The organism is Blastococcus sp. SYSU DS1021 (assembly GCF_054050995.1).
Window position 1 is genome coordinate 1 of sequence record NZ_JBJHAL010000027.1, and the last position, 13,624, is coordinate 13,624.

A 13,624-nucleotide genomic window follows, 5' to 3' on the forward strand; every position below is an offset into this window, starting at 1 on the left:
CCAGCTCCCAGCCCAGCTGCCCCCACCGCGTACGGATGTCACCGTCGATCGCCCGGGCACCGGCGAACGGCGTCCAGTAGATCGACCCACCCTGGAAGTGCTGCAGACACCCACCGTCGCGCAGCCCACAGCGGGCATCGGCCACCGGATAGCCGTAGCGCCCCAGCTCCCAGCCCAGCTGCCCCCACCGCGTACGGATGTCACCGTCGATCGCCCGGGCACCGGCGAACGGCGTCCAGTAGATCGACCCACCCTGGAAGTGCTGCAGACACCCACCGTCGCGCAGCCCGCAGCGGGCATCGGCCACCGGATAGCCGTAGCGCCCCAGCTCCAAGCCCAGCTGCCCCCACCGCGTACGGATGTCACCGTCGATCGCCCGGGCACCGGCGAACGGCGTCCAGTAGATCGACCCACCCTGGAAGTGCTGCAGACAGCCGCCGTCGCGCAGCCCGCAGCGCACGGCGCTGGTCGGCTCGCCGAGCCGGCCGGCCGACCCGCCGAGCGACTGGTGCTTGGTCGTGATGGGCCCCTCGCCGACCGGTCCGTCGGCGGCCGTCCAGACGGTGACCGTCGCGCCCGAGTCCGTGGCCTCCGTCAGGCCGACAGTGAAGCCGCCGCCCAGCGTGATCGATCCGCCGGGCGTCAGCACCGTCTGCTGGTCCTGGTCCCACGAGGACTGCGCCGTCGGCGTGGCGTCCAGCAACAGCGAGGTGTCGCTGGTCGGCCCTGGTCCGTCGACGCGGACCAGGACCCCGGGGCGGAGGTCGAAGTTCGCCGCGGGGTCGGCGAGCCAGGCGTCCCGCCCGACCGCGGCGCGGTACTCGACCCAGTAGCGGCCGCTCTCGGTGTCCAGCGCCAGCACCCGGAGTCCGCTGCGGCCGCCCATCGGGGTGAGCGTGAACGTGCCGCCGCTGCCGGAGGCGGGCACCACCTGCGCGGCCGACGACGGCAGGAACCCCAACCGTGCGGCGTGCGGGGCGTTGAGGCTGCCCACCTGGTGCCACGAGGCGCCCATGACGTCGTACAGGTCGTGGTAGGCGACCGTGCGGCAGGGGGCTGCCTCGGGGGTCGCGTCGCACTGGCGCGCCGACGCGTGGCCGAGGCCGAAGTTGTGCCCGAGCTCGTGGGCCATCACCGACGTCGCCGTGTCCTGCACGTACGCGTATCCACCCGAGCCCAGGCCCGAGCCCACCGTGCCGAGACCGTAGGAGCAGTTCGCCGTTCCGCGTGGGACGTAGAGCAGGAGGTGCTTCCCGGCACCGGTGGTCCAGCCGATCGCTGCGGCCGCCTGCCTCCACATGTCCAGCGGCGCGCTGCAGCCCGCCGTCGTGCTGATCCAGTCGCGGCTGCCGGTCACCGCGACGGTGACGGCGCCGTTGCTCTGCTCGTGCCAGAACTGCCGCACCGGTCCGTCGACGGCGGCGACGACGTCGGCCAGCTGCCGGCTGTCCCGCGGCGCGCCCGCCGGCTGGACCATCACGACGGTGACCGCATGGGTGGGCACGACCGTCTCCGCAGGGGCGGTGGCGGCGGCCAGCACCTCGGTCCCGACGACCTCGCGAGCGGGTTCCAGCCCGTGCTCCACGGTCGCCTCGTCGGCGATGTGCTCCCCCACCGTGACCGCGACGGTCGTCCCCACGTCGAGGTGGGCCAGGTCCCCGGTGGGGACGCGGACCGATCCGCCGTCCGGCACCTCGATCCAGCTCAGCAGCCCGTCCTCGCCGTGCTCGGCGTGCGGATCGGTCAGCCCCGACGCCGGCTCGACGTGCTCGGGGTCCGCCCAGGCGCGGACGAGCTCGCCCACGACGGTGTCGGTGGACCCCTCCTCCGCGACGGCGGGGAGGGCCACCAGCAGCGGACCGAGGACGACGGCCGCAGCGGCCGGGGCGAGCAGCCGTGGGAACCACGAGCGGGCAGCGGAGGACAAGGCTCTCTCCTCGTCGAGGGGCAGTCGAGCTGTCATCGGCAGCCCACCCCCCGTTCTGAAGCGGGGTCGCGCTCCCGTCCCCGTCCAGGTGACCGGGTCCCGGACCGCCGGCGCGCCCCGCGACGCGGGTCAGCGACGCCGCGGGGCGCGCCGGAGGGTGCGCACGAGCAGCAGCGTCGCGGCCAGCAGCACGGCGGCGACAGCGGCGACGAGGGGCAGCGACAGCGCGGCGGGCGAATCGGAGGCGTCGGCCACCGGGTCCAGGGCGGTCGGCCGGGTCGACGAGGGGATCCGGACCTCGGGCGCCCAGAAGGCCTCCGGGGCCGGTGCGACGGCGGGCTGCGGCGCGGCCACCGGGGGCGTGCCCGCCCGCGGCGTGGTGGCGACCGCGTCCGCGGCGTCCGCGGCATCCGCGGCCTCCGCCGGCATCGTCGTCCCCTGGGGCAGGTCCGCCGCCGGCCCGGCGGCGCCGCCAGCGGGGCGGGGACCCGGCACGACGTCCAGCACCGCGCCGTCGTCGCCCACCTGCCGCACCGTGATCGTGAGGTCTCCCCCGGAGAGGGCCACGGCCGTCCCCACCGGGAGGGCGGACTGCAGGTCGCCCTCCCAACGGTCGGCCGGGCTGGGCGTCCCGTCCAGGAGCAGGGACGTGTCGGGGAACTGGCCGGCCCGCCGCACCAGCACCCCGGCGTCCAGGCGGTACACGTTGTCCCGGCCGGCCAGCCAGCGGTCCCGGCCGGTCGCGGCGCGGAACTCCACCCAGTAGCTCACGCCCTCGGCATCGACCAGCCGGAGGGCACGCGGCCCCGCTCCCCCGGCCCACGGGGCGAGCGTCACGGACGTCGCCGCGTCACCCACGGCGACGGTGCGCTGCGCCGCGGCCGGGAGGACGCCCAGCGCGGCGGCCTGGACGGCGTTGAGCGAGCCGAGCTGGGCCCAGGAGGCGCCCATGACGTCGTAGAAGTCGCGGTACCCGGCGGTGCGGCAGACCCCCTCCTCCACCGCGCCGTCGCACTGCGCCGCCGAGGAGTGGCCGAGGCCGAAGTTGTGCCCGAGCTCGTGGGCGATGACCGCAGCCCCGTTGTCGCGCACGTAGAGCCGCCCGCCGGATGCGGGGGACGCACCGACCTGGGCGAGGGCGTACGAGCATGCCGGCTGCGTTGCGGTCTCGCCGCTGAGCCGGAGCAGCAGGTGCTTGCCGGGGCCACCGACGAACCCGACCTTCCGGGCGACCTCGTCCCAGAGCGCCTCCGGGTTCGCGCAGCCGGCGGTCGTGCTCAGCCAGTCGTGCCGAGCGGTGACGCCGAGGGTCACGGCGCCACCGGTCTGCTCGGCCCAGAAGCGGGACACCGGTCCGTCGACCGTCGTGACGACGTCGCGGAGCCGTGTCCCGTCGGGCGTGGTCCCGGCCGGCGCCACCAGCACGACCGTGACCTCGTTGGTCAGGCCGCCCCGCGGCGCGGGCAGCGGTTCGGGCGCCGTCGCCGGGGGCGGGGCGAGGACGTCGCTCTCCAGCACGGTGCGGGCGGGCTCGTGGCCGTCCGCGCTGGCCTGGTCCTCGACCGCGCCCCCCACGGTGAGCGCCACGGTGGCGCCCGCCGGCACCCCGGCGACCTGGTCGGCGGGGACGCGGACCGCGCCCTGGGCGGTGGCGACCCAGCTCAGCCGCGTGCCGTCGTCGGCCCCCCCGCCGTGGTGGCCCTCCTGGCCCTCCGCCCACACGTGCACGAGCTCACCGACGAGGGTGGTCGTGCCGCTGTCGGCAGCGGCGACGGCCGGCGCGGCCACGGCGCCGAGGGCGGCGACGAGCAGGGCGCCGGCCAGCCCGAGGAGGCGGGAGGAGCGGCGGCCGCGGCGGAGGTCGTGGTCAGGAGACATCGACTCCTGAATCGGCGGCCGCGCGCCGGATCGGCACGGATCGCCGGATGTTGAGCCGAACTCCCGTCACACCCGCCGCAGGTGCCCCGGGTCCCCCAGGGCACCGGCTCAGGCCAGGTCGTCGGCCCCCATGAGACGGCGCCCGGCCTCGGTGATGGAACCCGACAGCGACGGGTAGATCGCGAAGGTCTGCGCGAGGTCGTCGACGGTGAGCCCCTTGGTCACGGCCAGGGCGATCGGCAGGACGAGCTCCGATGCCCCCGGCGAGACGACGACCCCGCCGACGATCACCCCGGTGGAACGCCGGGCGAACAGCTTCACGAAGCCGTCGTGCAGGTCGCTCATCTTGGCCCGCGCGTTGGTCGCCAGCGGCAGCCGCACCGCCTCGACGTCGGCGTTCTCGGCGAGCGACTTCTCCTGCACGCCGACGGTAGCGATCTCGGGGTGGGTGAAGACGTTGGCGGCCACCGTCTTGAGCTTGATCGGCGCCACGGCCTCGCCCAGCGCGTGCCACATCGCGATCCGGCCCTGCATGGCGGCCACGGAGGCCAGCTGGAAGACGCCGGTGACGTCACCGGCGGCGTAGATGCCCGGTACCGAGGTGCGGGAGACCCGGTCGACGACGACGTGCCCGGCCTCGGTCACCTGCACGCCGGCCCGCTCGAGCCCGAGGCCGGCGGTGTTGGGCACGGTGCCGACGGTCATGAGCGCGTGCGAGGCCTCGACGCAGCGCCCGTCGGTGAGCTCGACGGCGATGCCCTTCTCGGTGCGCCGCACGCCGGCGGCCCGGCCGCGCTCGAGGCGGCCGCCGCGGGACTGGAAGACCTGCTCGAGCACCTCGGCGGCGTCGGAGTCCTCCCCCGGGAGCACCCGGTCGCGGGAGGAGACGAGGGTCACCGGCACGCCGGCCTCCAGGTAGCCAGAGGCGAACTCGGCCCCGGTGACGCCCGACCCGACGACGACCAGGTGCTCCGGCGGCTCCTGGAGGTCGTAGACGTCGCGCCAGTCCAGGATCCGCTCGCCGTCGGGCTCCGCACCGGGCAGCACCCGAGGGTCGGCGCCGGTGGCGATGAGGACCACGTCGCCCTCGACCGTGTCCACGACCCTGCCGTTCCGGTCGAGGACCTCGACCTCGTGGGCGGCCAGACCGGGTTCGTCATCGGCGAGCCGGCCCTGCCCGGCGACGATCCGGACGCCTTCGGCCTCGAGCCGGGCGTGGATGTCGGCCGACTGGGCCATCGACAGGTTCTTCACCCGCTGGTTGGCCGCGAGCAGGTCCAGGCTCACGGTGGCGAGCTCCGCGCCGTGCACGCCGAGGACGGCGGAGTCGCGCACCGACGTCATGGCGCCGGCTGCCGCGATGAGGGCCTTGGAGGGCACGCAGTCGGTGAGCACGCTGGCCCCGCCGATGCCGTCGCGCTCGATCACGGTGACCTGCGCGCCGAGCTGCGCGGCAACCAGCGCAGCCTCGTAGCCGGCCGGGCCACCACCGATGATGACGATGCGGGTCATGGGTCCATCTTCCGTTGCCGGTCGGTCCGTCGCCGCCATTGTCCCCGGTGCGGCCCGGCTCGGCGTCACCGCCCGCTCCCGGCCGGGCGGATCGGCTGGTTAGGCGCGTCCGGATGGACCTCTACGCCGCCTACGGGTCGAACATGGAGCCGGCCCAGATGCTGCGCCGGTACCGTCGTCCCCGCACACCGGCACCGGCTGGATCCGCGGCTGGCGGCTGACGTTTGGCGGCGAAGAGCTGGGCTGGGAGGGTGCCCTGGCCACCCTGGTGCCCGCGGACGACGGCCCGGGCGAGGAGACGGCCGGCGTGTTCGTCGCCCTCTACGACCTGACCGAGGCCGACGAGAGGGCGCTCGACGCCTGGGAGGGCGCCGACTCGGGCCTCTACCGCCGGGGGCACACCTCGATGGCGATGTCGTCGCCTACGTCTACGTGCTCGACGCGTTCGAGGGCGGGCTGCCTTCGGCGCGCCGCCTGGGGCGATCGCCGACGCGGCGGAGGCCACCGGCGCACCCGACGACTACGTCCGCGAGCTGCGCGCCCGCGAGTGCCGTTCCATCTTCTGACCCGCCCGCTCCGCCGGGCCGCCTGCTCAGGCGGTGCGGAAGGTGTCCAGGATCCGCCGCGCGGCCAGGGCCGGGGTGAGCTCGCCGGCGAGCACCGCCCGCTCCAGGTCGGGGACGGCGGCGCGCACGCCGGGGTGGGCCCGGAGCGAGTGCTCCAGCCCGTCGCGCACCAGCTGCCAGGTCCAGCGGACCTGCTGGGCCCGCCGGCGCGCGTCGAACTCCCCCGAGACCTTGGCCCGCTCCTGGTGCTCGACCAGCTTGGCCCACACCTCGTCGAGCCCCTCGCCGGTGAGGCCGGCGCAGGTGAGCACCGGCACGTCCCAGCCGGAGCCGCGCCCGCGCAGCAGCCGGATGGCCTGCGACAGCTCGCGCGCGGCCTTCCGGGCGTCGGCCGCCGCCGGTCCGTCGGCCTTGTTGACGGCGATGACGTCGGCGATCTCGAGGATGCCCCGCTTGATGCCCTGCAACTGGTCGCCGGTGCGCGCGATGGTCAGGAAGAGGAACGAGTCGACCATCTCGGCGACGGTGATCTCCGACTGCCCGACACCGACGGTCTCCACCAGGACGACGTCGTAGCCCGCCGCCTCGACGACGACCATCGACTCGCGGGTGGCCTGCGCGACCCCGCCGAGCGTGCCGGAGGTGGGCGAGGGCCGGATGAACGCGTGCTCGTCCACCGCCAGCCGGGCCATGCGGGTCTTGTCGCCCAGGATCGAGCCGCCCGAGCGGGCCGACGACGGGTCGACGGCGAGCACGGCGACCTTCGACCCGCCGGCCGTGAGGTCCACCCCGAGCTGGTCGATGAAGGTCGACTTGCCCACGCCGGGCACGCCGCTGATGCCCACGCGGCGCGCTCCCCCGGCGTGCGGCAGCAGCTCGACGAGCAGCTCCTGCGCCTTCTCCCGGTGGTCGGCCCGCCGGCTCTCGACCAGGGTGATGGCGCGCGCCACCACCCGGCGGTCCCCGGCCAGCACCCCCTCGACGAGGGCCGGGACGTCGACCTCTCTCGCCATCAGTGGCCGAGACGCGAGGACAGCGTCCGCAGCAGCTCCTGCGCCGCCTCGGCGATGACCGTGCCGGGCGGGAAGACCGCGGCGGCGCCCATCTCCCGGAGCGCCGGCACGTCGTCGGGCGGGATGACCCCGCCCACGACGATCAGCACGTCGTCCGCGCCGAGCGCGGCCAACGCGTCGCGCAGCGCGGGCACCAGCGTGAGGTGACCGGCGGCCAGCGACGAGACGCCGACGACGTGGACGTCGGCCTCCACCGCCTGCCGGGCGACCTCGTCGGGGGTCTGGAACAGCGGGCCGACGTCGACGTCGAAGCCGAGGTCGGCGAAGGCGGTCGCGATGACCTTCTGCCCGCGGTCGTGCCCGTCCTGGCCCATCTTCGCCACCAGGATGCGCGGCCGCCGGCCCTCGGCCTCGGCGAACTCCTCGGCCAGCCGGCGCGTCTCCTCCATCGGCCCCGATGCTCCTGCCTCGTCGCGGTAGACGCCGGAGATGGTGCGCACCTGGCCGGCGTGCCGGCCGTAGACGACCTCCAGCGCGTCGGAGATCTCCCCGACGGTCGCCTTGGCCCGCGCGGCATCCACGGCGAGCTTCAGCAGGTTGGTCCCGAGGTCGTTGCCCCGGCGCCCCTCGGCGGCGGCGCGGGCGGCATCGGTGAGCCGGCCCAGCGCCTCGGTCACGGCGCGGCCGTCGCGGTCGGCACGCAGCTGCTCGAGCTTGGCCTTCTGCTGGGCGAGCACGTCGGCGTTGTCGACCTTGAGGACCTCGATCGCCTCGTCGGCGTCGACCCGGTACTTGTTCACGCCGATGACCGGCTGGCGGCCGGAGTCGATCCGCGCCTGGGTGCGGGCGGCGGCCTCCTCGATGCGCAGCTTCGGGATGCCGTCGTCGATGGCCTGCGCCATGCCGCCGTGCTCGGCGACCTCCTGGATGTGCGCCCAGGCGCGGCGGGCCAGGTCGTAGGTGAGCTTCTCGACGTAGGCCGAGCCGCCCCACGGGTCGACGACGCGGGTGGTCCCCGACTCCTGCTGCAGCATCAGCTGGGTGTTGCGCGCGATGCGCGCGGAGAAGTCGGTGGGCAGCGCGAGCGCCTCGTCCAGGGCGTTGGTGTGCAGCGACTGGGTGTGGCCCTGGGTCGCGGCCATCGCCTCCAGGCAGGTGCGGACGACGTTGTTGTAGACGTCCTGCGCGGTGAGCGACCAGCCCGAGGTCTGCGAGTGGGTGCGCAGCGAGAGCGACTTGGGGTTCGTCGCGCCGGCCTCCTTCACCAGCTTCGCCCACAGCAGGCGCCCGGCCCGCAGCTTCGCCACCTCCATGAAGAAGTTCATGCCGATGGCCCAGAAGAAGCTCAACCGCGGCGCGAACGCGTCGACGTCCATCCCGGCGGCCTGGCCGGCCTTGAGGTACTCCACGCCGTCGGCGAGGGTGTAGGCCAGCTCCAGGTCGGCCGTCGCCCCGGCCTCCTGGATGTGGTAACCGGAGATCGAGATGGAGTTGAACCGCGGCATCTCCTTCGAGGTGAAGGAGAAGATGTCGCTGATGATCTGCATCGAGGGCTTGGGCGGGTAGATGTAGGTGTTCCGCACCATGAACTCTTTGAGGATGTCGTTCTGGATGGTGCCGGTCAGCTGCCCCGGCGCCACGCCCTGCTCCTCGGCCGCGACGATGTAGAGCGCGAGCACGGGCAGCACGGCGCCGTTCATCGTCATCGAGACGCTCATCTTGTCCAGCGGGATGCCGTCGAACAGCTGGCGCATGTCCAGGATCGAGTCGATCGCGACGCCGGCCATGCCCACGTCACCGACCACGCGCGGGTGGTCGGAGTCGTAGCCGCGGTGGGTGGGCAGGTCGAAGGCGATCGACAGGCCCTTCTGCCCGGCGGCGAGGTTGCGCCGGTAGAACGCGTTGGACTCCGCCGCGGTGGAGAAGCCCGCGTACTGGCGGACCGTCCACGGCTGCGTCGTGTACATCGTCGGGTAGGGGCCGCGCAGGAACGGCGGCAGCCCGGGCAGGGTCTCCAGGAAGTCCAGGCCCCCCAGGTCGGCGGGGGTGTACAGCGGCGGGACGGCGATGCCCTCGGGGGTCTCCCAGGTCGCCTCCGCCACGCCGCGCCCGGTCGCCTCCTCGAAGGCCTTGGCCCAGTCGTCCGCCGAGGTGCCCGCCGACGGGGTGCCCAGCTCGACGTCGCCGAAGTCGGGGATCGCACTCATGCTCGGACCTCCAGCTGCTCGTGGACCGTCCGGAGCGCCGCGAGGGCGTCGCATCCGGCGAAGACGTACCCGTCGACGCCGTCGACGGCCAGATCGGGCTTGCCGGCCAGCCACACCTGCGTGGCGCCGGCCTGCTTGAGCTCCCCGGCCAGCGAGGCCGCGGTCTCGGCGTAGTCCTTGTCGGTGCCGCAGATGCAGGCCACGGTGGTGCCCGCCTCCGCCAGGCCCGATGCCCCGTCGGCGGCCGGCGTGGCGAGCCCACCGGCCTGGAACAGGTTCGCCGCGAACGTGGCGCGCGCGGTGTGCCGGGCGATCGGGCCGAGCGTGGCGAGGTAGACGGCGGGCCGCTCCCCACCCGCCGACGCCACCGCGTCGGCGGCGTCGCGCAGCTCCTCGAACTCCTGAGCGGCCCGCACCCGGGGCAGCCCGCCGGTGGCCGGCAGCACCTCGGCGGCCGGCCGGCGCTCGGGCAGCTTCTCGGTGAGGTTGGGGAACTCGCTGACGCCGGTGATCGCGTCCGCCCGCGTCGCCAGCCGCTTCGCGCGCGCGTCCCACGCCTGCGCGATCCGGTCACGGACGAGCCCCGAGGAGAGCGCCGCCGCCAGCCCGCCGGCCCGCTCGATCTCGGTGAACCAGGCCCAGGCCGCCCGAGCCAGCTCGTCGGTGAGCGACTCCACGTACCAGGACCCACCGGCGGGGTCGAGCACCCGGCCGAGGTGCCCCTCCTCCACGAGCAGGTTCTGCGTGTTCCGCGCGATCCGGCGGGAGAAGGCGTCGGGCAGCCCGAGCGCGGCGTCGAACGGCTGCACGGTGACGACGTCCGCGCCGCCGACCCCGGCGGCGAAGCAGGCCACGGTGGTGCGGAGCATGTTGACCCACGGGTCGCGCTTCGTCGTCATCACCGAGGAGGTGACCGCGTGCTGGCGCTGTGCGCGCGCCGCGGGCGAGGCGCCGCTGACCTCGCCGACCCGGTCCCACAGCCGCCGGGCGGCGCGGAGTGCGGCGATGGTCGTGAACTGGTCGGCCGAGGCGGCGTAGCGGAACTCGAGCTGGGCGATCGCGTCGTCGACGCCCAGCCCGCCGTCGGTCAGCGCCCGGAGGTAGGCCACCCCGGCGGCCAGCGAGCAGCCGAGCTCCTCGACCACCGAGGCGCCGGCGTCGTGGAAGACCGTGCCGTCGACGACGATCGCGCGCAGGCCGGGATGGGCCGCGGCGCGGCGGGCGACGTCGGCCAGCCCGGAGAGGTCCTGCTCCTCGCCCGAGGCGGCGTGCACCCCGAGCGGGTCGAGGCCCAGTGAGCCGCCGGGCGCGAGGTCCGTGCGGCCCTCGACGAGGTCGAGGAAGGCCGCGGCAGCGGCCGGTCCACCCCGCACGCTCACCGGTGCCAGGTCCAGGTAGACGTCGGAGAGGACGTCGCCGAGGGAGTCGACGGGAACGGCGCCCTCGCCCACGACCAGCCACAGCGAGGTGACGCCGTTCTCCAGGTCGGCGGCGATCGCCTCCCGGGTGACGGCGACGTCGGGGTGGGCGTGCCGCTGCCGGATGTCCCACCCGCCGGACGCGCCACCCTCGGCGCCGCCGGACGCGGTGACCTCGGTCGACCCGGCCGGCCCGCCGGCGGGGCGGGCTCCGCGAACGAACGGCGGCAGGCCCGGCACCCCGACGCCCGCGGGGAGGTCGCCGGCGTCTTCGGCGGTGTAGAGCGGCGCCACCGTCACACCCGGGGCCACCGGGCGGCGCAACGCGTCCTCGACCGGGTCGGGGAGGTCCTCGCGGCCGGCCTTGCGCAGCACGCCGGCGACCAGTTCGCGCCACTGCTCGCGGGTCACCGCGTCGAAGTCGCCCGCGAGCACCAGGTCGTCGGGGACCGCGTGCTCGGCCGGCACGTCGGCGTCAGCCGGTGCGCTTCCCGGACCGCTGCTGGTCTGCTGGTCGGTGGAACTCATCCTCGGGTTCCCGCCTCTCGTCCAGGGCTCGTCGGGCAGAAGTGTCTCCGGGCGCGGGTCGGCGCGTGCGAGGGGGTGCCTGGACGCCGGTCGCCGCGGGCTCGGCGTCGGCCTCCAGTGCCAGCAGCGCCGTGCGGGCGAGCAGCCGCACGCCGACGCCGAGGGCCCGCTCGTCGACGTCGAAGGTGCCCCGGTGCAGGTCGAGCGGGGCGCCGCCGCCGTGGGTGCCCAGCCGGGCCAGCGCGATCGGCATGACGTCGGCGAACCAGCCGAAGTCCTCCCCGCCCATGCTCTGCGGCGACAGGACCAGGCTGTCGGCGCCCACGGTGCCCAGCGCCGCCGTGCGCAGCAGGGCGACCGCCCGCGGGTCGTTCACCACCGGTGGCACACCGCGGATGTAGTCCACGTCGACCTGCGCGCCGGTCGTGGCGACGACCCGCTCCACCAGGGAGCGCAGCAGGTCCTCCGCGTCCTTCCAGGCCTCCCGGTCGAGCACCCGGACCGTGCCGCGGAGCGTGCCGCGCTGCGGGATGGCGTTGGCCGCGACCCCGGCGTTCACCGCGCCCCAGACCAGCGACATCCCCGCCCGGGGATCGACCTGCCGGGAGAGCAGCGAGGGCAGGTCGGTGATCAGCCGGCCGAGGGCGTCGACCAGGTCGACGGTGAGCTGCGGGCGGGCGGTGTGCCCGCCGGGCCCGGTGAGCGTGATGTCCATCCGGTCGCAGGCGGCGGTGATCGGACCCGTGCGCAGGCCGACCTTCCCGGCCGGGATCGACGGGTCGCAGTGCAGGGCGAAGGCGCGGGACGCCCCGTCGAGGACGCCGGAGGCGACGACCTCCGTGGCGCCGCCGGGCACGGTCTCCTCGGCGGGCTGGAAGACGCAGCGGACCGTGCCGGGGATGCCGTCCAGCGACGCGAGCGCGATGGCCACGCCGAGCACCACCGTGGTGTGCACGTCGTGGCCGCAGGCGTGGGCCAGCCCCTCGCGGGTGGAGGCGTACGGGACGTCCTTGAGGTCCTTCAGGGGCAGCGCGTCGATGTCGGCGCGCAGCACGACGACCGGGCCCTCGCCCGTTCCGACGTCGACGGTGAGCCCCGTGCCGGTGGGCAGCCGGCGCGGGGTGAGCCCGTGGTGGCGCAGCCGCTCCTCGAGGAAGGAGGTGGTCTCGAACTCCGCGTAGCCGAGTTCGGGGTGGGCGTGCAGGTGTCGCCGGGTGGCCGACAGCGCGGGCGCGTTGGCGGTGGTCCACTCGTCGACCGCGGCACCCAGCTTCTCCACGACGGGGGTCACGCCGCGTGCCCGTCCGCGCACTCGGCCGGCCCGGGCACCGGGCCGTCGGGGCGCCCCACCGGACCGCTCGCCGGCAGGCCGTCGCGCAGTTCGGCGAGCAGGCTGTCGACGACGGGGACCAGCTCGCCGTCGTGCTCCAGGGCCACGGCCCGCTGCCGCTGGTAGGAGGCGCCGACCTCCAGGATGCGCAGCACGTCGGCCAGCTCGGCCTCGCACTCCAGGCGCCTCGCGGTGGGCATCAGCTCCTCCACCAGCTCGGCGATGGCCTCGCGCACCGGCCGGACCGCGTACTGCTCGTCGACGACGATCTCGGCGTCCAGGCCGTACCGGGACGCCCGCCACTTGTTCTCGCGGACCACCCACTCCTCGGGGCGGGGCAGGGTGTAGCCGCGGTCGAGCTGGGTGTCGAACTGCTCGACCAGGCACTGCGCGAGCGCGGCGACGGCGCCGACCTCGTCGAGGGTCGGGAGGCCGTCGCAGATGCGCAGCTCGACGGTGCCGAAGTCGGGGTGCGGGCGGATGTCCCACCACACCTCGCGGACGCTCTCGATGCTCTTCGTGGAGATCAGCGTCTCCATGTACTCCTCGAACTCGCCCCAGCCGTCGAGCTGGAAGGGCAGCCCCGCGGTCGGCATGCCCTCGAAGACCTTGGTCCGGGCCGAGGCCAGGCCGGTGTCGCAGCCGACCCAGAACGGCGAGGACGACGACAGCGCCAGGAAGTGCGGCACGTACTGGCACAGCGCGTTGACGATCGGGATGACCTTCTCCGGGGCGCGGACGCCGACGTGCACGTGGACGCCGAAGATCTGCATGCGGCGGGCCAGCCACTGCATGCGCTCGACCAGCTGCTGGTAGCGCTCCTTGGGCGAGATCTCCTGGGACTGCCAGTCGGTGAAGGGGTGGGTGCCGGCGCACAGCACGCCCAGCCCCCGCCGGTCGGCCTGGGCGACCACCTCGGCGAGGGTGCCGGCGAGGTCGGCCTTCGCCTCGCTCACCGTGGTGCAGACGCCGGTGATGATCTCGACGGTCGACTGCAGCAGCTCGTGCTTGGCCTTGGGGTGCTCGTCGGCCCCGTCGGGACGAAGCGCCTCCAGGACCTCGTTGGCGCCGGAGGAGAGCTCACGGGTCTCCCGGTCGACGAGCTGCAGCTCCCACTCCACCCCGAGGCTGGCGCGTTCCGAGCTACGGAAAGGGATCTCCACCTCCGGAAGTCTAAGGACGCACGCGCCTCCCCACCCGGCGGCGGAGCGACGACCCCCTCCCCCCGGACCGGCCGGAGCCCTG

The 13,624-nt window shown here is 74.8% G+C and carries 8 protein-coding genes; all 8 read right to left on the minus strand.

Features of this window, described 5'->3' with window-relative positions; genetic code table 11:
• A partial coding sequence (locus tag ACI8AP_RS17520) for a reprolysin-like metallopeptidase (protein WP_456590639.1) occupies nt 1-1,927 on the minus strand: 1,927 nt, incomplete at its 3' end.
• Between the two features lie 129 nt (nt 1,928-2,056).
• The gene (locus tag ACI8AP_RS17525; protein WP_456590640.1) at nt 2,057-3,805 is read right to left on the minus strand and encodes a reprolysin-like metallopeptidase; all 1,749 of its coding nucleotides are present in this window, start codon (nt 3,803-3,805) and stop codon (nt 2,057-2,059) included.
• 108 nt (nt 3,806-3,913) lie between these two features.
• Nucleotides 3,914-5,317 carry an NAD(P)H-quinone dehydrogenase gene (locus tag ACI8AP_RS17530; protein WP_456590641.1) on the minus strand — a complete coding sequence of 468 codons (1,404 nt, stop codon included), beginning with the start codon at nt 5,315-5,317 and terminating at the stop codon, nt 3,914-3,916.
• Between the two features lie 592 nt (nt 5,318-5,909).
• Nucleotides 5,910-6,896 carry a methylmalonyl Co-A mutase-associated GTPase MeaB gene (meaB, locus tag ACI8AP_RS17535; protein ID WP_456590642.1) on the minus strand — a complete coding sequence of 329 codons (987 nt, stop codon included), beginning with the start codon at nt 6,894-6,896 and terminating at the stop codon, nt 5,910-5,912.
• Complete coding sequence (scpA, locus tag ACI8AP_RS17540) at nt 6,896-9,103, minus strand: methylmalonyl-CoA mutase (RefSeq protein WP_456590643.1); 2,208 nt, start codon at nt 9,101-9,103, stop codon at nt 6,896-6,898. Before scpA ends, meaB begins: the two co-directional genes overlap by 1 nt.
• Nucleotides 9,100-11,049, minus strand: coding sequence for a methylmalonyl-CoA mutase subunit beta (locus ACI8AP_RS17545; protein ID WP_456590644.1), 1,950 nt, complete (start codon nt 11,047-11,049; stop codon nt 9,100-9,102). Before ACI8AP_RS17545 ends, scpA begins: the two co-directional genes overlap by 4 nt.
• The gene (locus ACI8AP_RS17550; RefSeq protein ID WP_456590645.1) at nt 10,997-12,340 is read right to left on the minus strand and encodes an amidohydrolase; all 1,344 of its coding nucleotides are present in this window, start codon (nt 12,338-12,340) and stop codon (nt 10,997-10,999) included. Before ACI8AP_RS17550 ends, ACI8AP_RS17545 begins: the two co-directional genes overlap by 53 nt.
• Nucleotides 12,337-13,542, minus strand: a complete 1,206-nt coding sequence (locus ACI8AP_RS17555) for a glutamate--cysteine ligase (protein WP_456590646.1) — start codon at nt 13,540-13,542, stop codon at nt 12,337-12,339. Before ACI8AP_RS17555 ends, ACI8AP_RS17550 begins: the two co-directional genes overlap by 4 nt.
• Nucleotides 13,543-13,624 lie beyond the last annotated feature (82 nt).

Excerpts from the sequence above, each read along its gene's own strand:
- meaB (WP_456590642.1), bottom strand. The coding sequence starts at position 6,896 with ATGGCGAGAGAGGTCGACGTCCCGGCCCTCGTCGAGGGGGTGCTGGCC.
- scpA (WP_456590643.1), bottom strand. The coding sequence starts at position 9,103 with ATGAGTGCGATCCCCGACTTCGGCGACGTCGAGCTGGGCACCCCGTCG.
- ACI8AP_RS17545 (WP_456590644.1), bottom strand. The coding sequence starts at position 11,049 with ATGAGTTCCACCGACCAGCAGACCAGCAGCGGTCCGGGAAGCGCACCG.
- ACI8AP_RS17525 (WP_456590640.1), bottom strand. The coding sequence starts at position 3,805 with ATGTCTCCTGACCACGACCTCCGCCGCGGCCGCCGCTCCTCCCGCCTC.
- ACI8AP_RS17530 (WP_456590641.1), bottom strand. The coding sequence starts at position 5,317 with ATGACCCGCATCGTCATCATCGGTGGTGGCCCGGCCGGCTACGAGGCT.